Source organism: Dyadobacter sp. CECT 9275 (assembly GCF_907164905.1).
GTDB classification, from domain to species: domain Bacteria; phylum Bacteroidota; class Bacteroidia; order Cytophagales; family Spirosomataceae; genus Dyadobacter; species Dyadobacter helix.
This window is the reverse complement of the sequence record NZ_CAJRAF010000004.1, coordinates 328,750-354,842: the sequence shown is the minus strand read 5'-3', so window position 1 is coordinate 354,842 and position 26,093 is coordinate 328,750. Positions and strand designations below refer to the sequence as shown.

The 26,093-nt window shown below is 47.0% G+C and carries 19 protein-coding genes; 8 read left to right on the top strand and 11 right to left on the bottom strand.

Going from position 1 to position 26,093, the window contains the following annotated elements:
• Window positions 1-43: 43 nt before the first annotated feature.
• Entirely contained in the window at window positions 44-2,164 is a 2,121-nt protein-coding gene (locus KOE27_RS27265) for an alpha/beta hydrolase (RefSeq protein WP_215242018.1), read from the top strand.
• A gap of 96 nt (window positions 2,165-2,260) precedes the next feature.
• Here KOE27_RS27265 and KOE27_RS27260 read toward each other — a convergent pair whose 3' ends face one another.
• The 11 genes from KOE27_RS27260 to KOE27_RS27210 all read right to left on the bottom strand — a co-directional run bounded on the left by KOE27_RS27260 (window position 2,261) and on the right by KOE27_RS27210 (window position 17,447).
• Window positions 2,261-3,622, bottom strand: coding sequence for a DegT/DnrJ/EryC1/StrS family aminotransferase (locus KOE27_RS27260; protein WP_229253013.1), 1,362 nt, complete (start codon window positions 3,620-3,622; stop codon window positions 2,261-2,263).
• Between the two features lie 45 nt (window positions 3,623-3,667).
• Window positions 3,668-4,543 carry an amidohydrolase family protein gene (locus KOE27_RS27255; RefSeq protein WP_215242017.1) on the bottom strand — a complete coding sequence of 292 codons (876 nt, stop codon included), beginning with the start codon at window positions 4,541-4,543 and terminating at the stop codon, window positions 3,668-3,670.
• A 44-nt stretch (window positions 4,544-4,587) separates the two neighbouring features.
• Complete coding sequence (locus KOE27_RS27250; protein WP_215242016.1) at window positions 4,588-5,505, bottom strand: amidohydrolase family protein; 918 nt, start codon at window positions 5,503-5,505, stop codon at window positions 4,588-4,590.
• A 67-nt stretch (window positions 5,506-5,572) separates the two neighbouring features.
• Entirely contained in the window at window positions 5,573-7,072 is a 1,500-nt protein-coding gene (locus KOE27_RS27245) for a DUF7133 domain-containing protein (RefSeq protein ID WP_215242015.1), read from the bottom strand.
• A gap of 4 nt (window positions 7,073-7,076) precedes the next feature.
• On the bottom strand, window positions 7,077-8,192 hold the full coding sequence (locus tag KOE27_RS27240) for a plastocyanin/azurin family copper-binding protein (protein ID WP_215242014.1): 1,116 nt from the start codon (window positions 8,190-8,192) through the stop codon (window positions 7,077-7,079).
• A gap of 237 nt (window positions 8,193-8,429) precedes the next feature.
• The gene (locus KOE27_RS27235) at window positions 8,430-9,917 is read right to left on the bottom strand and encodes a RagB/SusD family nutrient uptake outer membrane protein (protein ID WP_215242013.1); all 1,488 of its coding nucleotides are present in this window, start codon (window positions 9,915-9,917) and stop codon (window positions 8,430-8,432) included.
• A 24-nt stretch (window positions 9,918-9,941) separates the two neighbouring features.
• Window positions 9,942-13,355 (bottom strand): SusC/RagA family TonB-linked outer membrane protein, encoded by a 3,414-nt coding sequence (locus KOE27_RS27230; RefSeq protein ID WP_229253012.1) that lies wholly within the window; start codon window positions 13,353-13,355, stop codon window positions 9,942-9,944.
• Between the two features lie 133 nt (window positions 13,356-13,488).
• Window positions 13,489-14,463, bottom strand: a complete 975-nt coding sequence (locus KOE27_RS27225) for a FecR family protein (RefSeq protein ID WP_215242012.1) — start codon at window positions 14,461-14,463, stop codon at window positions 13,489-13,491.
• Between the two features lie 21 nt (window positions 14,464-14,484).
• Complete coding sequence (locus tag KOE27_RS27220) at window positions 14,485-15,117, bottom strand: RNA polymerase sigma factor (protein ID WP_215242011.1); 633 nt, start codon at window positions 15,115-15,117, stop codon at window positions 14,485-14,487.
• Between the two features lie 54 nt (window positions 15,118-15,171).
• On the bottom strand, window positions 15,172-16,668 hold the full coding sequence (locus tag KOE27_RS27215; RefSeq protein WP_229253011.1) for a PQQ-dependent sugar dehydrogenase: 1,497 nt from the start codon (window positions 16,666-16,668) through the stop codon (window positions 15,172-15,174).
• A gap of 332 nt (window positions 16,669-17,000) precedes the next feature.
• Window positions 17,001-17,447: an SRPBCC family protein gene (locus tag KOE27_RS27210; RefSeq protein ID WP_215242010.1), complete on the bottom strand. Its 447-nt coding sequence runs from the start codon at window positions 17,445-17,447 to the stop codon at window positions 17,001-17,003.
• Window positions 17,448-17,884: 437 nt separating this feature from the next.
• Here KOE27_RS27210 and KOE27_RS27205 point away from each other — a divergent pair, with 437 nt between their 5' ends.
• From KOE27_RS27205 to istB, 7 genes are all read left to right on the top strand, one after another.
• A complete protein-coding gene (locus KOE27_RS27205; protein ID WP_215242009.1) occupies window positions 17,885-19,099 on the top strand; it encodes an inositol-3-phosphate synthase in 1,215 nt (404 codons plus the stop codon).
• 598 nt (window positions 19,100-19,697) lie between these two features.
• Window positions 19,698-20,231, top strand: a complete 534-nt coding sequence (locus tag KOE27_RS27200) for a hypothetical protein (protein WP_215242008.1) — start codon at window positions 19,698-19,700, stop codon at window positions 20,229-20,231.
• A 23-nt stretch (window positions 20,232-20,254) separates the two neighbouring features.
• Complete coding sequence (locus tag KOE27_RS27195; RefSeq protein WP_215238454.1) at window positions 20,255-21,466, top strand: IS256 family transposase; 1,212 nt, start codon at window positions 20,255-20,257, stop codon at window positions 21,464-21,466.
• Window positions 21,467-21,699: 233 nt separating this feature from the next.
• The gene (locus KOE27_RS27190; RefSeq protein WP_215242007.1) at window positions 21,700-23,070 is read left to right on the top strand and encodes a sensor histidine kinase; all 1,371 of its coding nucleotides are present in this window, start codon (window positions 21,700-21,702) and stop codon (window positions 23,068-23,070) included.
• 94 nt (window positions 23,071-23,164) lie between these two features.
• Window positions 23,165-23,476 (top strand): hypothetical protein, encoded by a 312-nt coding sequence (locus KOE27_RS27185; protein ID WP_215242006.1) that lies wholly within the window; start codon window positions 23,165-23,167, stop codon window positions 23,474-23,476.
• 276 nt (window positions 23,477-23,752) lie between these two features.
• Window positions 23,753-25,330: an IS21 family transposase gene (gene istA / locus KOE27_RS27180; RefSeq protein WP_310590060.1), complete on the top strand. Its 1,578-nt coding sequence runs from the start codon at window positions 23,753-23,755 to the stop codon at window positions 25,328-25,330.
• A 21-nt stretch (window positions 25,331-25,351) separates the two neighbouring features.
• Window positions 25,352-26,077: an IS21-like element helper ATPase IstB gene (istB, locus tag KOE27_RS27175; protein WP_215238296.1), complete on the top strand. Its 726-nt coding sequence runs from the start codon at window positions 25,352-25,354 to the stop codon at window positions 26,075-26,077.
• The last annotated feature ends 16 nt before the right edge of the window (window positions 26,078-26,093 follow it).

Below are 26,093 nucleotides of genomic sequence, written 5' to 3'. Positions count from 1 at the left end.
TTGTAAACAGGCGGCCATTTTTGTCCTAAACCTTTAACATCGTATGAAAAAAATAGTATTATCGCTCCTCGCTGTGGTAGGGATGGTGCCAGTGTTTGCGCAGGAGGATCTGACGGTGCTCAATTATTGGAAATTTCATAAGTCGCAGCCGCATGTACTCTACAGTCAGCTTATGTCCCGTACCTCAGAGCAACTGGGGGAAAGGAGTGCCGCGGTTTCTCAACTGAAAAGCAGGGCAGAATGGACCCAGCGCCAAAAGAAAATAGCGGGTGTTTTGAAAGGACTGGCAGGTGCTTTCCCCGAAAAAACACCGTTGAATCCTGTTAAGACCGGTACCATTGAGCGGGACGGTGTCCGGGTGGAGAAACTTTATTTTGAATCCAGGCCCGGATATTATGTAACGGCGGCGCTGTTTATGCCCGCTCATCCAGCGGGGAAATTACCGGCGATCGTATACTGCAGCGGCCATAGTCCCAACGGGTTCAGAGCAGAGGCTTATCAGCGGATCATGATCAATTACGCTAAAAAGGGTTTTGCGGTACTGGCCTTCGACCCTATTGGGCAGGGAGAGCGTATTCAGTACCTGAAATCGGATGGTAAGCCGCGTTTTGGCCCTACGCATGAGCATTCTTATCCGGGAAGTTTATCTTTTGTGTCGGGATTGTCACCCGCCAATTATTTTATTTGGGACGGTATCAGGGCGGTGGACTATCTGATCAGCCGAAACGATATTGATCCCACCCGTATTGGAATTGCCGGAAGGTCAGGCGGTGGCACGCAGTCAGCCTACATTGCGGCAATGGATGATCGGATCCTGGCCGCAGCGCCTGAATGTTACCTGACCACGTTTGATAAACTGCTCCGCTCCCAGGGCCCGCAGGACGCAGAGCAGGTTTTCTTTCACGGCATAGCCAGGGGATATGACCATGCGGACTTGCTGGAAGTAAGAGCCCCCAAACCGGCTTTAATGGTGACTACTACTAACGATATGTTCCCGATCGAAGGTGCGCGTGAGGTCTACAGGGAGGTATCCCGGGCTTATGCGGCGTTGGGCAGTAAGCAAAATATTCAGATGGTGGAAGATGATGCACCTCATGCTTCTACCAAAAAAAACCGGGAAGCCAGCTATGCGTTCTTCCAGAAATACCTGAACCAGCCAGGCAATGCGCAGGAAGAAGATGTGAAATTGTTTACTGACGAAGAGCTGCATGTTACTCCCGGAGGGAATGTGTATGCCTCCCTGAAAGGAGAGAACCTTTATACCCTGATTGCGAAACAAACAGCAGGTGTCTTACACCGTAAGAAGGGAGAAGTTTCCCTTGAGGCTCTTCAGAAAAAGGTCATCCAAATCAATCAATACAAGTCCCCTGCAGCTGTGCCGGAGGTTATTTTTTCGGGAAGGGTTGTCCGGGAAGGATATGATATCGAGAAGTACATGATAAAAAGCACAGGCGATCATTATCTCCCGATTTTGTGGATGAAACCGAGGAGGCCGTCTCTGGGTGCTGTTTTGCTGCTGGATGAAAAGGGAAAACAGGAGGCGGCAGCCATTGGCGGACTGGCCGACAAGCTGGTGACCGAAGGTCACGAAGTCATTCTTCCCGATCTGGCGGGTATTGGTGAGCTGGTCAACGCGGCGCTGCCTGGCGGAGACGCGCAGATTGAAAGGGTTGCCCTTAATTTGTGGTACCTAGGCATACTGGCCGATAAGAGCTTGGTGGCGCTGCGTATGGAGGAGATCAAACGGCTCGGTGATTTTATCAGAAGCAAGATAAACAATAAACAAACCTTATCACTCATTGCAACCGGTGTACTTGGAGCGGATGCATTGCAGGCAACGGTTATCAGTACCGATTTGTTCTACAAAAAAATCCTGATTGGCCCGCTTGTCTCGTTTGAGTCGCTTTTTGAAAAGCCCGAATACAGAACTAAATTTCTTCCAACAGCACCGGCTGGTGTGTTGCAGCATTATGACCTGCCGCAACTTGCCGGCGTACAAAAGGCCCAGTCGCTGCTGGTGATCGGGCCGGTATCTGGCGAAGGGGTTACCCTGAGTCAGGAGGAGGTGCAGAAACAGTATGCCGGAGTAGTGGAAAAGCAGCAGATTATTCCAGGGGAAAGCACTTCGGATACACCGGCTCACATTATCCGCTTTTTAAAGTAAGAGGGCCTGAATGGCAGGTGAAAGCCAAATAAAAAACCAGCAAGTCGGGCAGAGTGGTTTCTGTTGCAGCTTGCTGGTTTTCTGTATGCTATTCATCTAAATCTCGCTCAACTTATCACGATGGTCATATACCTTCATGATGGCATCGATAATGTTATCCATGTCCTGCCTGCTTCCCAGCAACGGTCCCGATGCCCAGAGAGATACCATACGCGAACTGGCTATGTCACACTGCGGCAATACCATCTGCTCCTTAAATGTTTTAAGTCTTGCAGTTGAATACATCTTTTTGTAGGAGCGGAGGCCTGTCAGGTGGTCCACCCAGGGCTCCCGGTGCAGGCCGTTAGGAATGTAACCTGTGAAACCAATACCTTCTGCCTGTATAGCTTTCAGAAACTTACTTCGGTCTGCGTTGTTAAAATGTTCTTTGTGATAGGCAAGGGCATAAATGTATAATCCACCGTTTTCCGTTCCTTCATACCTTCGCTGCGGAACGAGTCCAGGAAAATCTTTCAGCTTTGCATTCAGATAATCGGCATTGGCATTCCGCAGCTCGAATCTTTCGCGCACACCGTCCAGCTGAGCCATCAGAATAGCACCTTCAAATTCGTTCATGCGGTATTTGGGGCCTATTGTCACATGTTTGCCGTTGCGGGCGGTTCCATGGTTCTGTACCGTGAAGCATTGCTCCATCAGATCGAAATCATTGCCTACCACCGCGCCGCCCTCTCCGCATGCAATTCCCTTGCTGGCCTGAAAACTGAAACATCCCAGATCTCCGATGGTTCCCAGTTTCTTACCCTTATAACCCGCCAGATGCCCCTGGCAGGCATCTTCAATGACCTTTAGGTTATGCTTTTTCGCGATGGCCATGATCCTGTCCATGTCGCAGGCCAGGCCTCCGAGGTATACCGGGATAATTGCTTTGGTATGAGGCGTTATTTTTCTTTCAACATCTTCCGGATCAATCTGGTAGGAATCGGCATGCAGGTCGGCCAGGACCGGAAGCGCCCTGCTGGTGATGATGGCTGAAACAGTACCCATGTCGGTGTATGGAGAGGTGATTACCTCATCGCCTGGCTCAATGCCCAGTGCTTCCACGCAGGTAGCAAGGGCCTGGGTTCCAGATCCCGTGCCCACACAATACTTTGTGCCGATCAGCTGGGCATAGGCCTTTTCAAATGTATCCACGTTTCCGTCTTTCAGACTGATGCGGCTCCATTTGGCGCTGCGGGTGGTATCTGCCATCGCATTCAACATTTTTTCGGTAACCTGCGGCCAGGCTGGCCAGGCTTTGTTTTTACGTATGGGCTCTCCGCCCAGTACGGCCAGTTTGCCTTTATCCAGTGAGGAGTGGATGCTGTAGGCTGGTATGGTATTGGCCGCCATCATAGCCAGGGTTCCCGCGCCGAGTTTTCCGAAAAACTTCCGGCGGTTTAAGTCATTGGTTTCTTCCATAAGTTTTGATTGATTAAATCCAGTGCTTCACAATTGGGATATTGTTCAGAGCTTAAGGGCCCATCCTTTTTTCTCGAATATGTTTTTGGCGAGTCGGCGATAATTGCCTCCGAACAACTTTTTCCGCTCTTCGAACTTAAGATCGGCATCCAGTATTTTGGCGAGTTCGGTGGAGTAGGAACGGCTCGGACCATGCCCTCCCCAAACGATGCGGTCGGTACCGAGTTCTTTTACCGCCAGGTCCACCGAGCCCGACTGAGGATCGGCTCCGCTGAATTCGAAGTATACATTTTCGTTGGCTCTGATGGCCCGGGCGCCCAGTTCCCAGTCACCACCGGCATGCCCGCAGATCATGTTCACCTGCGGAAACCGTTTTGCCAGCCGGGCCACATGCCATGGAGCGCTTTCTCCCGGCAGATTATCTCCCCCGATCACGTTTGCGGGCCCACCGGTTTTGATCCAGGTATGAATATAAATGACAGCTTTCAGTGAAACGGCCTTTTCAATAATCATATCATTATTCGGGTGGTCGCAAGTGACACCCAGCTGGTTGCCGCCCACATATTTGATACCTATGCAAGGTCCGTTTTCAATCCATTCCTCCATTTTTCGGCAACTTTCTTCGGGAAAACCCGGGTCGATCGGAATAATCCCGGAAAAAAACGACCGGTTTTTTTCAAGAAACGACCGTTTGGCAACATCGTAGGGCATCGGGATCAGCGGTTTGGCCAGGGTACCTCCTATATCCACAGACACCACCCGTTCGATACCCATTCTTTTGACATAAAAAAGCATTTCATCATTCTGCTGAACCGGGTCTCCGCCGGTCATATAGCCGTGGTAGTGGGTATCCCAAATCCGGTATTCTTTCAGCTCGCTGAAACCGGGAAGTCCGTAATTTTCTGGTGATGGTAAGGCCATAATTTATTCAGTTGTTTCGAATTTTCCGCCGTTGATAGATTTGGTTATTGAGTTCTCTTGAAATTTTCTGCATTTCCTCTGGTGATCAGGTTGAATTGGGCTTCACTCAGCGGCGATTCAAAGAGTTTGTACAATGCCGACTCCAGCGGGAAGTACGGCGCATGTGAACCGAACAGAAACCTTTCACTGCTGATTTTAAGGTTTTTCGGGCCGTACCATGAGTTTCCCTCCATTAACCTGCCCAGCTCTCCTGCACCTTCAATTCGGGAAATGTCGAGCGTTATTCTCGTCTCATTCATTATTTTTTCAAGAAGCGGATTCGGTATTTTCCGGTTCCAGTGAACCAGCTGAATGCGTGCACCGGGGATACTTTTTGCGGCATCCAGGAGGGGTTCAAATTTCACATCCTTCGTTTTCAGGGCTGCGTGATGATGACGAGGGTCTTCAACATCTCCGACGACCTGGATGAACATTCCCATGCGGGTAGTCATTTCAAGCAGACGGCCAAATTCGGGACTTTGCAAGTCTATCAGTTGGTAAATTGGTACGATCCTTATCCCCGGCATTTTGTACTGTTCGTGGCATCTGCGTAAGTCTTCTTCCCAGTCTGGCCAGTTAGGATTTACAGTTCCTATGGGAATCAGTTTAACCGGCCATGTTTTTTTGCATTCCTCTGCCAGCCGGGCGTTCACGGCATCGATGTTTTTATGAAGCAGACCTTCAAAACTTCCGGCCCAAGCCTCTGTGATACTGTGTTTTGACAATTTTGCTGTTATCTTCCCCGTGTCGGCATATTTCAGTTTTCTGAATGGCCAGTCGAACAGATTGATATAGCTATCGATGAAAGCAGGGGTAGCCGCTGATAGGGGTGCCTTCTCTGAAAATGCCGCCGCTTTTGAAGCTACGAGCAGTGAAGCGGAGGTCGCAATCGAATTTTTCCAGAAATCTCTTCTGTTCATCATGATGCTGATGGTTAAATAAACGGTTTAGTGACGGAATGGCTAGTAGCTGAGCCCATTCCGGTTATACTTATCTTAAATGGTTCAATGTGTAACAGATCAAACGGTTCACCAGCTGCTCCTGATCCGTGCTCTTCAAAGGTTCCAGCTTTAGTTCATAAACATACCCCTCTTTGAGCGCATCAATCCGCATGGATACCTTTTTATGGTCGGGTGAAAGGGTGATGGATTGTATGGGAACTTCCTGACGGTCGAACTGGATGGTTTCATCTACCGGTTCATTGGCCGGTTTTTTGTAATATTTGTACCGATAATGCCGCAGGTGATAACGGGCCGTATCAGTGACTGTTTTTTCATCCATTTCCTTGGTAAATGTGATATCAAAACCGGTTTTGGTCAGCGACATCTTAAGAATATCAGTCGGTACATGCCCTGTAAAGCTGATTTTCTGTATTCCCTTGCTGCCAATCCATCCGTGTTCGGTATGGCCTACCCACAGGCTGCCATCCGGGGCAAAGGCCATCCGGTTGTTTCCTTTCAGCAAACCGGTACCATCTATAAAAGGTATGCAGGCCCCCTGAAATTCTCCGTTCACCCGCTCGAGCACGACTCTGACGATTCTGTCGCGGTTCATTTCCCCGATAAACAACTGACCTTTGAACGGACCAAATTTCCCCTCAGTGATGTCAAATAGCGGCTGAGAAGGCGAATTGGCAATAATTCCCTGCGGGAACCATACGGCCGGAGCTGTTCTCAAACTGTCCAGATAGGTGATCGGAGTATCAAAAGGGCTGCCTTTGTCCCATCCTTTCTTCCAGACCAGCCCGGCCGGGTGCCCGTAAAAATGATCCTTGCGCACATTATACAACGCACTTGAGGCAACCCAGTCGCCCTGATTATCAGCGACAAACAGATTCCCTGCCGGATCCATGGCTATTCCATTGGGTGACCTCAGGCCACTGGCATAGGGGACAAGGCGTTTTTCAGGCGTGTACTGCATCACCCATCCACGATAAGGGACTACCGAAAACATCTGTTTGCGCCCTTCACCATCGCGTCCGAGCAGGTTCAGATCTCCGCGTACGCGACTGCGGATGCCATCACCGGATGAAGCCAGGTTAAGCGCTATATACAGATTGCCGCTGTAATCCTTTACCGGTCCGTAATTAAACTCATGGTAATTTCCTGAAATGCCAAAGTCCGCCGTCACGGTTTCATATATCTCCGCAATGCCATCGGCGTTCATATCTTTCAATCGCGTCAGTTCCGGTTGTTGCATGACCAGTACTTCGTTGTTGCTCACCACCAGCAGGCCCAGCGGGTCATGAAGTCCCTGTGCGAATAGTTTCCATGTTTTGGTTAAAGGGTGATAGGTCATCACTTCTCCACGGTGAAAGCAGGCAATCATTCTGCCGTCCGGCATGAAACTGATTCCTCCCGTTTCTGCATTGAGACCTTTTGGCAGTTCAATATTTTCCACTGTGTAACCGGCTTTCTCCTGTCCGTAACCCGAATGGTGCTGGTGGACCAACGCCATCGTGAGCCAGAAAAGTACTGTTTTTCTTTTCATTGTGTTAAAAGGTGTAGGTTACTGAAAAGCGGAGGGCTTCTGAGTTACTCAGGCTGATCACCCGATCCTTCATACGACCAGCACTATGGCGGACGGTATATTTCCCTTTGCCGCTGGTGTCAAAACAAATGCCTTTTCGCGCACCGGATACCCGGAACTGGTGGACCCACTCCATCCGGTTTTTCCCGGGAAGTATGGTTTCATAAACATCCAGAGAGCCTATGGTATAGTGGAATTCGGGGTATCCTTTTTTGAGGGTATATCCTTTGAAAATGACAGGGGCAGACTTCCCGCCCAGCGCGCTCAGCGGGCAGGTTTCTGCGGCCTGATAAAAAATCTCACCCAGAATTTCGGCTTCCGCATTTACGTGGCCCCGCCAGGCAACCGAATTGTCAATGAAACCACCCTTCCAGGCATATAACAGTCGCCCGTGTGAGGAGTCCCAGCAATAGGATAAGCTGTCCGTTATTCTGACTGCAAAAGAGGCCGGCCCGGCATTCGGCATAAAAACCCTGTACAACACAGGAGGGGACAAAGGATAGGGATGAAAGACCGTCTGGGAATGGGTATGTTTTGAAGCCGGCCCACTACTCACACGGGCGTATTCGGGAACATTCGGATCATCCTGAATGGGAAGCAACTCATTTCTGGTGACGTAAAGGGCACCATACATCACAAATCCGTGGCCAGGGAAAGTGCATACGTAAGGGTAGGCACCCTCCTGCTGCGGTACTGTGATGTTCAGCGCGCCTATTTCACCCGGACTTACCACAGGCAGGGACCAAAGGATATCCGGGACGTCGGGGATATAGTTTTTTTCTGGTCCTCTTTCGGCCAGCTTCAGTGCCTCTTCCACAACGTGTAACCGGCTTCCTGGTTTCACTATCAGGAAGTTGTGGCTCATATCATCTGCATTGGCAAATACCACTTTTATCTTTTCACCGGGCTCAGCCTTTATTCTGACCGGATCAAACCGCATTCCAGGAACCGCTCGGATGGTAATGGTTCTGACTGCTTTTTCATCAAGTGCGAGTGCCGCACATGAGGCGTGAAACAGTATGCAGCAGATCAGCCAACGGAAAATGATTGGGCCGTTCATGTTCTTCGTAGTTGATCTCATTTCTTACACAGGTAAAATGGATGATTGTCGGAAGGGTTTCGACAGGAGGTTATCCGAATAGACCTCCGGATCTGCCCGTCAATTTTTCCAGCGGGAACAAAGGCAGGCAGGCTTGTGCAACGGCCTGTCTCCCTTGTCCGAAAGGATAGGAGACAGGCCCGTTACAACAAGTATACCAGCCCGCAGTATTTACTTTTCATGGTTAAACGTTCATCAGACTGGCTTCAGCTACGCAGGTCAGTAGCCGTCATTCTGCTTCAGCACTCCTGACTTGGCAAGTTGTATCTGCTCATACGGGATCGGGAAGAATTTCATAAACTCTTTTGCGTTTACTTCCTGAATTTCGGCTGTTCCGGTCCCCGGGTTATATTCCCCTTCAAAATTTGACAGGACCTTTGTGAAACGGCCGGTTCTTACGAGGTCAAACCAGCGGTGATTTTCAAAGGCCAGTTCAAGGCGCCGTTCCAGAAGTAATACGTCCATAAAGGTTTCCCTGGTGGCAATAGCTTCCGGTTTATAAGCATGCAGGTCGTCTTTGAAAGCCCTTTTGCGTATCATGTTGATCTGTTCCAGTGCACCCGCGGTATTTCCGGTTTCATACAGTACTTCGGCGTACATCAGTATTACTTCTGCAAAACGCATGATAGGAAGGTCAAGCCCGGAGGTATTTGGCAGGTGAGGAACCATGTATTTATTAATATAAGGATACCAGATAGGCTGGGAAGTTGGCGTGGCATTGGCAGGAAGCTGCCATTCCTCTATGGTCACTTTTTTCCGGGTATCCAGCGGGTCGTAGCGTTTGTGAAGGTCCCAGGAAGGGCGTCCCACCCTGTTTCCTGTGGAAACGATCCCATAAACACCCTGCAAAGGCGCGAAAGTAGTTGACAATTCCTGGCCATTGGTACCAGCCACAAAGGGTACCGAATAAATCGCCTCTGTATTGGCTTCCGTTTCCAGGCTGAAAAGATCGCGGAAATTGGTAACCAGTTTGTAGTTAAAGCCATTGATCACCTGTTCCAGTCGTGTTTTGGCATTGGCATAATCCTTCATCTGAATGTATACACGGCTAAGAAGTGTAAGCGCTGCGGCTTTGGAAGCCCGGCCTCTGGGCACCGCCGATGGGTTGGGTAAATTGGCCACCGCGTCATTTAAGTCGGCAAGGATCTGGGCGTATACATCGGCACTGGGAGTTCTGCCGATCTGTTCAGCTTCTGCGGCAGAAATCTGATTAAGAACCAGGGGCACATCGCCGAAAATACGTACAAGGTCAAAATAAAACAGCGCACGCATAAACTTTGCCTCTCCGATGTACTGATTCTTCTTTCCCTCGGCGTAATTGGTGGGGCGGTCGATGTAGTTAAGTACCGAATTGGCTCTGAAAATTCCGCTGTATGCATTTTTCCAGAACACATTGAGGATATTGTTTTCAGACGAAACGGTAAGAAATTCCATCTCAATAAGCCCTGGTTCGGTAGCGTAATACTCGGCGAACATATTGTCAGAAGTCATCTCCATGATCAGATAATCCTTCTGGACCTTCGTCTGCAAGCTGCTGTATATCCCCAGCACGGCCAGATCTATATCCTGTGCGGTATTAAAAGCGTTTGCGGTGGTCAGTACGGATTCGGGAACCGGATTCAGCAGCTCATCGTGACAACTTGTTACGCCGGTCAGGAGCACGATCGCCGTAACGATCCTGATCAGTATAGTATTTGTATTTTTCATATCCCTATGATATTTTCTGTTTGATTAAAAACTGACATTCAATCCCAGGGCATAAACCCGGTTGATCGGTTCCGAACCGCTGTTGAGGCCCGGTATACTGTTAACACCGCTGATCTCTCCGTTTGTAAAACCCTCAGGATTGTAGGAGTGATTTCGTTTGCTCTTCACCATCAGCGGGTTATTGATAGAGGCGTAAATGCGTAACTGGCTCATTCCCAGTTTGCCGATCAGGGTAGGTTTGAAGGTATAGCCAAGGTTCAGGTTCCTGATCGTCATGTAGGAGGCGTTTTCCAGATAGAAATCTGTATTGGCGTTGTACTGAACCAGCTGGCTAAGGGCTGCCGCCGGTGTTTTGCCGTCACCAGGGTCGGACTCAGACCACCACTGATTTTCAGAAAGAGATCTTCTCATAGCACCCAGCGTATTTCCTTCGTAGTACTGATTTTCCAGGTTATACATTTTTGCACCGAGCGAAGCTTGTATCATCAGGTTCAGGTCAAATCTTTTGTAGGTGAAATCATTGACAAAACCCAGCAGGTACTTAGGCTGGAAGTTACCAAGAACCACTTTGTCCTGCGGATCGATCTTGCCGTCATTGTTCACATCGGTAATAATCGGATTGCCCGGTTTGGCCCCGGCCAGGTGAGGTGTACCGTCCACCTGCGCCTTGTTCTGATAGATACCGTTCATTTTGTAACCGTAGTACGAGAACATAGGATCTCCAACTTTCAGTATCCAGCTCATGCCGAGAGAATAATTGTAAATACGTTCCGAAATACCTCCCAGGTTAACCACCTCGTTTTTGTTGTGGGAAAAATTGAAAGTCGAGTTCCAGGTCACAGGTCCCAAAACGTTACGGGTGGTCAGTTCCAGCTCAATACCCTTGTTTTTGATCTCACCAACATTTGTGATGGTACTGGTAAAACCTGTGATGGCAGGAATGGAAACGTTGTAAAGAAGGTCATTGGTGGTCTTGTCGTAAAGATCCACGCTCAGGTAAAGACGGTTGCTGAACAACCCCACGTCAAGCCCAAGGTTGTAACTTACCGTTTTTTCCCAGCCAAGCCTAGTGTTTTCAAATGAAATGGGTGCCTGTCCGTTCACAAGGTTATTATCAGGAGAATATTTTACCGATCCCACACGGCCCAGGTATGCAAAGTCGCCGATGTTGAAATTACCAGTGGAACCATAACTTGCCCTTAATTTCAACTCGCTGATGCTATGAACCCTCTTCAGGAAATTCTCCTCACTGATCCGCCATGCAGCCGAAAATGCTGGAAAAAGCGCCCATTTATTATCGGGGCCGAAGCGGGAGGAAGCGTCGGTACGAATGGAGCCCGCTAGCAGGTACTTACCATTGTAACTGTAATTCACCCGCCCGAAGTAAGATACCAGTCCCCAGGCCGACTTGCTCGTGCTGGTGGCGGCGGGGTTGATGACAGCATTGTTCAGGGTCTGGATGATTTCGTTATTATAAGATCCCTGTACTGCGCCAATGGAGGTACTTCTGGAGGTCTCTTTCTGGTAAGATGCGCCCAGCAATCCGGTAAAGTCGTGTTTATTAAATGTCTTAGCGTAGGTCAGCGTGTTTTCGTTGATCAGGTTGATCGAGCGGTAATCACTTGTGGAGCCCTGTGTGGGAACCAGCTTGTCACCGGCTCCGCCCCGGAAATAGTCGGTACTGTTAAAAGTGATATTGGTACCTACGGAGGTATGAAGAACCAATCCGTCCACAATTTTTAAGTTACCAAAAATCCTTCCGATATTTTTGAACGAATTGGTTTGGTTGTTGGTCCCGTACAGAAAAACATAAGGGCTGGCTTGTCCGGAGTGTCCGGTTAATATATAATCCTGCGTACGGGGATATCTTCCCTGTTGGTCGGTTGGGGGTACAAAAGGGGGATATTTGGCCAGGCTGACCATATTACTCCCTGCCAGGCGACGAGTGGAATAGGAGGGGCTCAGTTCTACTCCCAGGTCAAGCGCATCATTGATACGGGCATCCAGATTGGTTCTCAGGCTGTACTGTTTGTACCCGGCCGTCAGGACATTTCCTTTTTCATTCTTAAGAGATCCGGACAAAAAATAGCGTGTTTTACCTTCTCCGCCGCTAATAGAAAGGTTGTAGTTCTGTATAGGAGCATTCTGGGTAATTTCATCCTGCCACACCGTCTGGGGAAGCTCATAGGTAAGGGGGTTAACCTGATAGGTCACCGGGCGGCGGCTGTCGCCGAACATCGGAAGGCTAACGTCTCCACCTGCCCACGCAAATTCCCTGTTCTGATATTTTACAAGGTAATCATACCACTCTTTGCCGGTAAGCCAGTCGTTGTGCAGCATGGGTACACCTACACCCACATACGTGTTGAAATCCAGCTTTGCTTTGCCGGAGCCTCTTTTTGTGGTCACCAGGATCACCCCTCCGGCGCCGCGTGACCCATAGATGGCCGCAGCTGAGGCATCCTTTAAAACTTCTATGGATGCGACGTCGTTCATGTTGAGCTGGCCCAGATCTCCGCCGGGGAAACCATCAATAACGATCAGCGGGCTGTTCTCGGCGTCAATAGAGCCCACACCCCTGATCCGGATCAGCGGGGCGGCGCCTGGAGTTGCTGAGTTGGTTACCACGCTCACACCGGCCAGCCGGCCTGCCAAAGCACTTTCTATACGGCCTGCAGGCATCTGATCCAGCTTCTTGTTTTCGACCCTGGTAACTGCCGCTGTCAGTGAACTTTTCTTTACCGCACCATACCCAACCACAACCAGTTCTTCCAAGGCATTTACATCCGCTTTCATGACAAGGTCCACCTTGGTCTGGTTTTTAATAACAACTTCCCCGGTTACGTACCCGATAAAAGAAAATATTAAAACAGGTTCGCCCTCCGGAACACTGATCAGATAATTACCGGCATCGTTGGTAACAGTACCTTGCTGAGTACCCTTGATGAGGATGGTTACACCGGGTAGCGGCTCACCTTTTTCGTCGGTCACTTTTCCGGAAATATCCCGCGCCATGCCACCTTTGTTCGACGAGGAATATCCCGAGGAAGAACTTTTATCGCTCGTCTTGTCGGTTTTATTGCCGGTATCATTTCCTTTGTTATCTTCCACGATGGCATAACCCCCTGACGATAACTTTCTGTATTTCAGATTGAAAGACGGGAGTACCTGTTTCAGTACCGATTCCAGATCTTGCCCCGGCTTAAGGGAAAAGTTTACTTTTTTGTTCTCCGGCAGTTCAGCGGAGTAGACAAAAGTGGTTTTGTACATCTTTTCCAGCTTTTTCAGCAGGATTCCCAAGGTTTGAGCCTCCTGTTGAACGGATGCAGAGGTACTGGCAGGATAGTTGGCAGCAAGGGCATTTTGCCCGTGACATCGCTGATCGGGAAGGGACAGCAAGCCGGTAATGCATAGTAAAGGAATAGTAAAATATTTCATAACACGTAAACAGGTTTTATAAAATTTTTTACATGTAAAACAGTTGAATTTCCTGCTTTTCCCTTTTTTTTTGAAAAAAGTTAAAATTTTCTTTCAGCAGTGCGTTTGCTTAAGGCAGGGATAGGAACAAGGGTCAGTAAAGACGGTATCCCTTGGCAGTTTTCATCACCTGAAGGTCCAGAATGATGGCCAGATCATTGGCGAAATCATTGATATTTTCAAGCGGTAGCTGGCCGGAAAGGTTTTTCCTGAGCAATTCGGGCTTTGCCAGCTCGATTTTAACACCGAATGAATCTTCAACCGTAAGAAGGGCTTGTGATACCGGTGTGTTGTCCAGAATCAATACCCTCTTCATCCAGGAAAGGTAGTCGCTGGGTTTTACTTTCTGCAGGGCAATCGCCGCATTCTGTTTACTCACCGAAGCCATTTCGCCGGGTTTCATATAAACCGGTAATGTTTTTCCGTTGGAAAGGTTAACTTTCCCCTCACGCAATACGACTGTCGTGTTTTCGCGCCGGGTATGTACGTTAAACTGTGTACCCAGTACCTCCACCCGTGCTTCGGGTGTTTTGACAATAAACCTTGAACCTTTTATTTTGGCTATTTTAAAAAATGCTTCTCCGTTCAGTTCTACTTCACGGTTACCCGACAGGTTTTCATAAACAACTACTGAGGAACGGGCATTGAGGACGATCTCACTGCCCTCTTTCATTTTGATCTCCCGGAGTTCACCGTAACCTGTTTCATAGCGCACCCCTCTGGAAGAAGTATATATCCTGAACCCGACGGCGATCAAAATCATTGCGAAACAGGCCGCAAAGGAGTACCGCAGGTAGCTTCTCTTTTTGTCATACCCGCGATCTGCCTTGTCCAGTTCGTATTCAATCCTGGATTTGAGAGCAGCCAGGCGTTTTCCCGAAGGTTGGGTGACCTCAAACTCAATGGAATTGAGCATCAAGATGGCACTCCTGATCTCCTCTTCCTTTTCAGGGTGTACGGCCCTGAACTCCTTCCAGAACATGTCTGTATCGGTGGTAGGGGAAAGCACCCATTGTACAAAATGAGGATCAGCGCAAAAATCGGCAGCCTTGTAATCAGAATATTCCATCGGGTGGGGTTTTTAACAAACTTACTCGGCTAGCCAGAGCCCGTATGTGATAAGTTGTATAAATGTATAAAACAGTCCTTCCTGATAAAAAGAATCTTTCATACACTTTTTTAATGACGACAAAGCAATATGTACGGTGTTGTAAACACTTTTGATGGTGATGCCCATGATTTCGGCAGCCTCGGGGTAGGAGAGCTCCCGGAGGTATACCAGATAAAGGATTTCCTTTTGCCGCCGGGGTAATTTATTGAGCTCACTCGCGATGATCCTGGCTCTCATGGAATGGTGCTGCTGCTCTATCAGTTGTTTTTCAACGGGCTGTATTACAAACTCGGACGTCTCAAATGCATAGCCGTTGGCCGACAAGATACTTTTTTTCCGGGAAATGGCGTTAAGGAGACGGTTCCTGACGGCTTTGTAAAGGTAAAACCGGATATTGTCCGTTGTGCCCAGAGATCTTCCCTTGACGTACATAGATAAAAACAATTCCTGTATACAATCCTCCACCAATTCTTTGTCCCGGACCAGGTTATAACCATACCGGTAGAGCTCCGAGGCGTACAGCTCGTATATCCGGGAAAATGCTTCCCGGTTACCTTCCCGGAACGACTCCCAAAGTAAAACATGATCTTCCGGCTTTTTTAATGTTTTCATCTTAATGGGATGATGGATAGTTTGTTAGACTGCTTAGATGTTATAAACCCAATTTCATTTTCCCGGGTCCTGTCTTGCTTTACTTACCTCCCGGGGCATTACTCTCTCGCTATCATTCTCAAATCCGGCGCGTATGTAGGTGGCAATGTCGGCTATATCTTCGTCCTTAAGAAAAAGAAATGCGGGCATTTGCTGATCGTATTTTCCTGAGGCATTCTGTTTTGCCGGTGAAATTCCGCCCAGGATTATCCTCAGCAGTACGGGTTTGTCTCCTTTCACATGAGGCGAGCCTGCCAGCGAAGGAAAAACACCTGCTACGCCTTTTCCGTCCTCTTTATGGCATGAGGAACAGTACTGGTGGTAAAGCGCCTTGCCCGCAGGTTCATGAGCAGGCCGGGCCGATGCCACCGGGCCACTCAGGTCAGCCAGCTTAATACCCCCATTTTTTCTGCGGATACGAAGAATTCGGTCATCTCCCTGTGTTGGGAAACCTTTTCCCGGGTTCCAGTCACGATTGCTGGTAGAGACATAGACATCGCCCGTGGGTGAAACACACACATCTCGTAGGCGGCCATACTGCTGATCCAGGTAAATTCTTTCAGATATGATCTTATCTCCCTTTTCGTCCGGTTTCAGAACACGCAGGTCTGCTTCTTTGAGGGTGGTCATCAGTAAACAACCCTGCCATTCCGGAATAGCGTGTGAGCCGTAAAAGGCGATTCCAGCCGGGGCGATGGTCGGGGTCCAGGCCATCAGCGGAGGTGTTATTCTGGCAGAATCGCAGCATTGTTTTTCCCTGGGCTGGTCACAATAGCCTTCCACTTTTGGCCAGCCGTAATTGTTGCCGGGCAGTATTTTGTTCAATTCATCATCGGTTGCATCCCCGTGTTCCGAGCTGAATAGTATCCCTTTGGGGCTGTAAACCAGGCCCTGAATGTTGCGGTGGCCCCATGACCATACGGCGCTTCCTTTAATAGGGTTGTCTGCTGGTACCGTCCCGTCCAGATTCAGGCGAAGTACCTTGCCGTTGAGAGAAGCCAGGCTTTGCGCATTAGTGATGGTTACCGCATCACCAGTGGCGTACATAATTTTGTGGTCAGGAGAAATGACAATCCGCGAACCGTTGTGCCCTTTGTGCCCGGGTATTTCAAGCAGGATAACCGGGGCCGACAGTTTTCCTTTACTATAAGTGTAGCGGACCAGCTTGGTGGCGATGGTGAGGGAATCCTTTCTATAGGTATAATTGGTAAATAGGTAGGGCTGACGTTTGAAATCGGGATGGAAGGCGAGGCTCATCAGCCCTGGCGTGGTGAGACGGAGTACATCCGGAATATGCACAAGCAGTTCGCTTTTTCCTGTGCCAGGGTCCAGCCTGCTTATTTTTCCGGCCTGCTCGGTATACCAGATCTGGTTATCGGGCCCCCAGCACAGGTCCCAGGGAACATCAAGACCGGACAGCAGCGTACTGACCTCCACGGTGGATGAAGAGGGGATTTGCCTCGGTGCAGATTGAGGCCTGGGAAATAAAATCCCAAAGACCATTATGCTCATACCGGAAATTATCAGCATCCAAATTCTCATATCTGTTTTATTACTTTCCTCAGTGTATACTAAACTCTTCCTGCTGATTCGTTTCTCCCGTTTGATATCCCCTCTGACCGTATCTGCCCCGCATTTAACCTTGTCACAAGCAATTAGCAGAAGTTTAGAATTTCAATTGCGGGTACGTACCCGTGAAATTACAAATCTATTTTATAAAAGCAAACCTGGGAAATAAATAATAACAAATCCGGGTAAAAGGGAAATAAGCTACTGCCAATTTCTCCTTTACCCGGATTCTATTCTTTGGCCCATAACCTGGAAGTTATGTGAGCAGCAAGAAACTAATTCCAGTTGTCTATTTTCACATCATCAGGATCCGGTGATCCCTTGCCAGTTTCTATCAGTGATTTCAGACTCATCAGAAAGACAGCCCATTTGGTACTGCAATGATGCATGAACTCAACAGGCTCCTGCCAGTTCATGTGTTTGAAAAGCAGAATGATGAAATCATCTTCCTGCCGGAGTTCAAAACTGATGCTGGTGCCTATCCATTCTTCCGGCCCGTCGGATACTTCCCACCGGACATAGGCAGGCTCTCGCAGCTCCGTTACCCGCATATCGAAACCTCCGGCGCCAAAGCGGAACGCGATGATATTGCCCGTCTGATCACCTTCCCCGCTGGTATTGGTGGTCCACCAGCCTGCAAGTCCATCCCGGGTAGTTAATGCCTGGTAAACTTTTTCGATGGAAGCGGTCTGGATGCCCACTCTGTGTAAGATATCTGCCATGATCTTTGTTTTAATTTTTCTGATGTTGATAATGTTAATTTCAATGCTCAAAAATATAGAGTTGGCTATTCATTACCCCCGTGTAATATAGACATTTCACGGGGTTGATTTGGACTTTTTGAGACTGATTGTAAACAGATTTTCTATGATACCCATGATAATGCCTTGTTTGGAATGCTCTTATTTACATGTAAAGCTCTTTTTTGACTTAAAAAAAATATTTCAATCTCTATTTTTTTTAAAGTGTTGAATATTAAATAAATATAATGTTTTTCAGTTTTAAGATTTAATATATCCACTCGATTTTCAAATTTATGCAAACGTTTGCATAAATTTGAATGTTAGCTTTTCAAAACAGATTTTCCTCCCTTTTTGTATAGTAGGTTGGGGATTTTTCTTAGAAAATAATCAATGGTTTATTAAATTCATTATCAGGAATGTTTCAGGAATTAAAAAAAATTAAGGTGGCCATTTTGGGCGTTGGAAATTGCGCCAGTTCACTTGTTCAGGGGGTGGAATATTACACCAGATATTCGGAAAATACCTCGGGGCTGATGGCGGATGATATAGGTGGGTACAAGGCAAAGGATATTGAGTTTGTTTGTTGTTTTGACATTGATGAGAGGAAAATAGGGCTTACATTAAAAGATGCGATTTTTGCGCGACCCAACTGTGCGATCGTACTGAATCGCGAGATTTCTTCGGAAGCACTGGTATACCGGTCGCCGGTTATTGACGGAGTTTCTCCACAGATGTCACTTTATCCGGCAGACAGCCGGTTTGTGGTAAAGGAAGAACTGAAAAAAACAGATGTTTTGGGTAGCAAAAGTAATTACGATGCTTCCTTTATTGCCGTTTTAAGAGCAGAGATTGTTCAGCAGCTGAAACACCACCAGGCGGAAGTTTTAATTAATTATCTGCCTGTCGGATCTCAGCTAGCCACGGAATTTTATGCTGAAATTTGTCTGGAACTGGGCATCTCATTAGTGAACTGCATCCCTGTATTTATTGCATCGGACCCTGTTTGGGAGCAAAAGTTTGTGCAGGCGGGTATTCCGCTCATCGGCGACGACATGCGCAGCCAGTTTGGGGCCAGCATCGTATCCCAGATGTTACAAGAACTTGCTTTTGAGCGAGGTCATCACGTAAAAGCCCATATCCAGCGTAATGTAGGGGGCAACACCGACTTCCTTAATATGGAGGACAAGGGCAGGCTACAGTCTAAAAAGATATCGAAGGAAAATGTGATCAGGGCGCAGAACGACATAAGGGGGATTTCTACCAACGATAGTTTTCTCCATGCGGGGCCTTCCGAATACATTGCCTATTATGGCGATAACAAGGTAGCCAATTTCAGGCTGGAACTGGAAGGCTTCATGGGGGCTCCGGTGATCCTGGATGCCCAGCTTTCTGTGCAGGATTCCCCCAATTCCGCTGGAGTAGTCATCGATGCAATCCGTTATGTTTATGTAGCCAGAGAACTTGGACTGGTGGGGGCACTGAGAGGCCCTTCCGCTGCAACACAAAAAACGCCGCCGCAGCAGATGATGTTTAGCGATGCGTTAGCTGAATGCCGCGCACTGGCCAACCGTGAATTAACGGAGTCTACCAGGAAACAGCTTAAAAGTAGAAGCCAGGTGGGCCTGATGTAAAAAGGTGGCCAAGGAAATGAAGAGGGTTGTATGCCGTTCTGCCATGCTGGGGTACGAAAGCGATCCCCTAAACTTTGGACCGGATGAGTCTGAAAACTAAATTCGTTGGCTCGGGCCTAATGAACTAAAAAAAGAGACAGCTTGGAAATAAACCAGGTTGTCTCTTTTTGTGTGCCCCCAACGAGATTCGAATTGTTGCTTGAAATCAACCGGGATTAGGAAATCGGTGATTTGGAGAAAGCGAAAAGCGTTTTACCGGGAACAATGGCAATACTATTTATCCGCTAAACATGGGTGACAAAAGTGGAAGTCAGCTGGGCGAAAGCGGAGTTGAAACCAGGAAAGTGATAAAAGGTACTATTGTCCAAACTGTTGCTGAAGTAATTGTAATTTTACCCCGAATTCACGTTAGTTAATAGGTATGAGAAGGTGTTTACTCTTTTTTCTTCTATTTTACTCTTTTGCGCAGGCGCAATCGCTTCCCGATTTGTCTGGGTATAGGACGTCTGGGCAAAAACTCCAGCGGTTGGCTGAGTTGTGTGACTCCCTTTTTTTTGCGCGGAACTTAGCAGGGGAGCGAAAATTGGCGAGCTATGGTTTGAGAATTTCGCCTTCTGACGACAACTTTAACCGGTCACGTTTTCATTTTTATCTCGGTGTTGTTCATGAGAATCAGGTAACAATGGACAGCTCGGAAATGCACTATCTGTTGTCAAAAAAATATGCATATCTCTCAGGAAATGCTAAAAGAATCAGGAATGCCCTAGACAGGCTATTTATCATTTATTCTCAGCATGTAGGAACCACGGACAGAAGCAAGGGAGTGCTTCGGGAGTCACTGGCGTTTATCGACTCTACCAAGAATGTGAAGGAAAAAGTAGCTTTATATGCTTCTGTGGCACGCTACTATAACATGATAGGGCAGTATGAGAAGCAGATATTTTACCTGTTGAAAGGGATCGAGGGTAAGAAAGCAATGATTGCCAATGGTTTGATCACGGATCGGGAAGAAGTTGTGATAGATCTGGTCAATTTGGCCGAAGTATATCTGGACCAGGAAAAGAGTGAAAAGGCCATTCAATATCTCGGAGAGGCCAGACCGTATAGAGACTGTAAAATGAACTCTGTCTAAAAGTTTTAACTTTAAGACAGAACATGGAAAAGACAGAATTCGAACAGATGCGCGACAAGGCGCTGGAACAGTTGATGAAAGGACAATCGTTGACTGGTAAAGACGGGGTCTTCGCTCCGCTACTTCAACAATTTTTGGAAAGTGCTCTTGAGTCAGAAATGAATGCTCATCTCAGTGAGCAGGAGCGGGAATCCGGTAACAAACGCAATGGCAAAGGCAGCAAACGCTTAAAGACTATGTCTGGTGAAATTACTCTGACTACGCCAGAAGACCGAAAGAGCAGCTTTTCCCCACAAATTGTCAAGAAACGCGAAACGGTCCTGGCTGATAACCTCGCTCCTCAAATTATTGGATTATACAGTAAGGGCATGAGTTTTCGCGATATATCTGATCACATTCAACAGATGTATGACGTTGAAATATCTCATGCAACACTCTCCGAAATCACAGAAAGAGTAATTCCGCAAGTCAAGGAATGGCAAAGTAGGCCACTAGAAAGCCTTTACACCATTGTTTGGTTGGATGCTATGCATTATAAGGTGCGAGATGGAGGCCGGGTCGTGACACGGGCTGTCTACAATGTGCTTGGTGTGAATCGACATGGCTATAAAGACTTGATTGGCATGTATGTCTCAGAAAGCGAGGGCGCTAACTTCTGGCTTTCAGTACTTACAGATCTGAAATCCAGGGGAGTGAAAGATATTTTGATAGCTTGTACCGATAATCTTACTGGCTTTTCCGAGGCAATATTGGCGTCATTCCCGGAATCGGAAATTCAAAGTTGCATCATTCATCAGATCAGAAATTCGCTTAAATACGTCGCTTCTAAGGATCAAAAAACTTTCATGCAAGACCTAAAAACGGTCTACCAGGCGCCCACGAAAGATAAAGCAGAGTTAGAGCTGGATAAACTCAACGATAAATGGGGCCCCAAATATCCGGTTGTGATCAAATCTTGGCAGAATAATTGGCATAAACTGTCAACCTATTTTGCTTATGATGAGCAAATTAGAAGACTTATTTACACGACCAATGCCGTAGAAGGCTTTCATAGGCAAGTCAGAAAAATTACAAAAACAAAAGGTGCCTTCCCTAATGATATGGCCCTGTTAAAATTGATCTATCTGGCGGTTGAGAATATAAGTCGGAAGTGGACCTCCCCTTTACAAAATTGGGCACTTACCGCCCAACAATTGCATATCAAATTTGGCGACAGAATGCGGATGGACCTTTAATTTTGCTTCCCAATATGAAACGCAAAAATAGCCTGCTATTGAATTTATCAAGGGTATATAAACGGCTTCGTGCCTCCGCCGCCCTTGACAAACCCAATAACAAGCAAAAAAGCATTTGAAATCGAAAAGAAAAATTAAATTTGAACCAACCTAGATAGCCAGACAGAGTTCAGATTACACTCCCACCGTATATTGAAAATACACTGGATTATATAAGTTATTATTACAAAAGGATGGCCGAAGCTTTCCTTTTGGAATCAAACCTCGCTCAGTCCAGAGTCTATTTTGATAGTCTAAATCTTTTATCCTTAAAACATCCGAAAGATCCTGGGGTCAGCATAAATATCATGACTACGGAATTGGCGTATGCAGACTTTTATTTACAGAAGAAACAACCTGATCTGGCGTATGTCTACATTTTGAGGGCAAATCATATTGACCGGAAACTTTTGGGCGATATTGACCGGATCCAACTTGACCTAATGACGGGAAAAATGCTCGTGGAACAAAAAGAATATGCGAAAGCATTGCCACTTCTCGAATCGTCGGCAACTGTCGGATACGAAATTGGTCCAGAGGTATATTTGTCTTTGTTGCAGACCCTATCACTTTGCTATTCCAGATTGAATCGCTGGCAGGACGCCTACCTTACTCTTGAGCGATATGTTCCTTTGAGAGACTCTCTTTACCTGGAATCATCAAAAAAAAGCATAGCAGACGCTGAGGGGAAATATCAGAATAAAGCGAAACAACAACAGATAGACGAGCAAAAAAGTGAACTTGAATTTGTCAGAAAGCAACGGTTATGGCTTACAGCCGCGGCGTTGATGTTTATACTAATCGCCGCTTTGCTCATTGTGATCTATCGCAACAAACAAAAGTCGGCTGCGAATCTTAATGCAAAAAATATAGAACTTGGACGAGTGATTGTTGCACTTGAAGAAGCGAACAAAACGAAAGCGAAGCTATTCGGAATTCTCAGCCACGACCTTCGTTCGCCGATCAGCCAGGTATATCAGTTTCTTAAATTGCAGAAATTAAACCCTGGCTTATTAACTGAAATTCAAAAAAAAGAATTGAGTCATAAGATCGAAACAGCCACTGCTTCCTTATTAGAGACGATGGAAGAATTACTTGTTTGGTCAAAAACGCAAATGAATTCTTTCAACTTCGATATCAGACCTGTGGAGGTATTTTCATTAGTGAAGAATTCACTGAATTTGCTGCAACTCAATATTGAAGCCAATCAAACTATAATTGAGAACGCTATTCCAGAAGATCTGATTATCCAGACAGATGAATATTTTCTTCAGACAATTCTTCGGAATTTGTTACAGAATGCAATCAAGGCCTCTGGTGAAAATGGTGAAATTCATATCAGCTACCAAGAAGAATCAAGCGGGAGCGCCATTGTCATAGCAAATACAGGGAACGAATTCTCGCAGGATGACTACGAGTCTGCGCTGGTAATGGATCTACTGCATCAAGGACTCAATGGCCTTGGGTTGAAACTGGTTGATGAATTGTCAGTCAGGATTGGCGCACGTGTATCTTTTTCCAGGCTGAACAGCAGAACGTTGGCTACAATCCTTTTTCCTAACTAACGCTCAGCGATTTCCAGGCGCCTTTCATCGATATTTGTTTCTGCCAAAATACATCTCGTTTTAATTTTGGTCGTACTAAAAAACCATTGCTAATATGAAACGATTGATAAAAGCGACGATGAGAAATGCCACTTTGGCGGGTGGTTTGTTGATTTTTTGTGCAGCCACTTCTTGTGGAAAAAATGAAGTGGAGAGGGACATGATGACTGTTGATAAAGCGGGAAGTTTTAATATTGACGGGTCAAATTTCAGAGGCAAAAGTTCCGTTCAGAAATTTGGGAATGGGAACTACTCGATTTTATGTGAACAGGAAGATCCTTATAAGTTGATTCAGATTACTTTTCACAGCCAGGCGGAGGCCGAAACAGGTGGTACATTTAAAGTGGGTGCATATTCCACTCTATAGTTTACCACGATTCCGCTACAAAGTTTACCAGGCATTCCGCTGGAAAGTTTACCACTGTTCCGGGGCAAACCTTACCAGTTATTCCATTGGAAAGTTTACCACTTATTCCGGAGCAAACTTTACCACTTTTGGATAAATTGGGTTAATAACGACCTGACATTCCGACGTATAGTTTACCAGTTATTCCGTCGGAGCGCCGACCGCTGCAAAGTTTACCACTAAGGATTTAAAATACGCTGTCTGATACATTTGATTACGATCAAAATCTATCAGAGAATGGCTAACAAATCCCTTAGTATGCAAAAAATACGTCAAATACTGTTGCTTCTTTCGCGCGGTCATTCAGAGCGATCCATAGCGAAACAGACCCAGGTCTCACGGCCTACAATTCATCATTACAGCGTTATATTCTCGAGTGCTGGGAGTGATTATAATTATAGCACACTCATGGAGCTTACCGACCAGGAGTTAAATTTGCTGGTTGAAGGCGGCAAGTCAGGTAAGGTGCAAGTTCCTGATCTTCGCAAAGTACATTTTTTTGAGCAGGCGGACTACTTCATTTCGGAGCTCAGAAAGGTCGGTGTGACACGCTATCTGCTTTGGCAGGAATACCTGGAGGCTTATCCAGATGGTTTTCAATATTCGCGGTTCTGTGAGTTGCTGGATTCTGCCATGAGTACCAGAAAGCCCAGCATGCATTTATACCATATTCCAGCAGAGCTGATGGAGGTCGATTTTGCAGGCTCCAAGCTTCATTATGTTGATCAGGATAGTGGCGAGGTAATCGAATGCCCTGTGCTTGTCGGTGTGCTTCCTTTTAGCGGCTACTCTTTTGTTCAGGCTCTTGTGGATGCGAGTCTTCCACAAGTCGTATCGGCTTTGAACAATATGCTGGATTATCTAGGTGGTGTACCCCTAAACGCTATCTCGGATAACATGAAACAGTGGGTGAGTAAAACCTGCCGATACGAACCTACCTTCCCAGAGATGCTTCAGCAATGGGCTGTTCACAATCACATCGGTTTACTCGCTACGCGACCTGCCTCACCGAAGGATAAGGCATCTGTAGAGAACCAGGTTCTGATCACGTACCGACGTATTTATGCGCTTCTGCGAAATACCACCTTCCATAGTCTGGCGGAGATAAATACAGGAATTATGCAAAAACTGGAAGAGCATCACCGGAAGAATTTTCAGAAGAAAACTTACAGCAGACAAGAACTTTTCGTCTCTCAGGAGCAAGGTTTATTACAGGCTTTGCCTGATACAGTCTACCATCTGAGACATTACACCCGCGGTAAAGTACATAAAAACTACCATGTAGTTATTGGGGAAGACTGGCACTTTTACAGCGTGCCTTTTACCTATGTTGGAAAAGAAGTCCGGATTGTTTACGACAGTGATCATGTAGAAATATATTATGGACATGGACGTATTGCGCTGCATACCAGAAACTTTAAGAGTCATGGATACAGTACCCAGTTGGAGCACATGCCTGAAAATCATAAAATAATAGCGCAGCAAAAAGGATGGGATCCGGAATACTACCTCAGAAAGGCTTCTGAAAACGGCCCATCTACCCGTGCTTTTTTCGATGAGTTGATGAAGAGCAAGATCACCATTCACCAAGCCTATGGTCCCTGCCTGGGCATACTCAGGTTGGTGAAAGAGCACGGAGGGGACAGAGTCGAAGCAGCCTGCAAAAGAGCCCTGCAAGGCCATAAGTACAACTATGGTGTAATCAATACCATCCTGGAAAACAACATGGATCTTCTGGCAGAAGCCAGTGAAGCTCATTCGCCAATCCCTGCACATAATAATCTCAGAGGAGCGGAGAACTACAAAACAAAGTAACCAACCTAATCAAATAACGATATGAACACCCAAATGACACTGGAACAGTTGAACACCCTCAAACTTACGGGTATGGCCAAACGCTATCAGGCTGCACTCGCACTTCCCTCACACCAACAAGAGGATGCACATTCGCTACTTGCTTTGCTCTGTCAGGCTGAGATGGAATACCGTAACCACTACCGAACAGAGCGACTGCTAAAAAACAGCAAGCTCCGGTATAATGCAATTTTAGAAGAAGTTGTTTGCACCCCCGAAAGGGGGTTGTCCAGAGAAATGCTGATGCGTCTTTCAGACGGAATGTTTATCGAAAAGGGAGAAAACGTCTTAATCACCGGCGCTACCGGGACCGGTAAAAGCTACCTTGCCTGCGCCTTAGGGCGCAGCTGCTGTCTACTTGGCTATAAAACCCTGTACTTTGCAATGAACAAGTTCCTGGAAACACTCATTCAGGCCAAACTGGATGGCTCTTACCTCAAATGGATCAAGAATATCGCCAGCCACCAGGTCTTAATCCTTGACGATTTTGGCTTAAAACCGCTTACCCATGACGCCAGACTCGCCTTGCTGGACATCCTTGAAGACAGGTATGGAAAGTGTGCCACCATAATCACCTCTCAGCTTCCACTCGACAGTTGGTATGCATTCATAAACGAGCCCACCGTCGCTGATGCGATCCTTGACAGATTGACAGCTTCGGCTAATAAAATCGATCTTTTAGGCCGCTCCTTGAGAAGAAGAAAATAAAACTTTAATATTGATA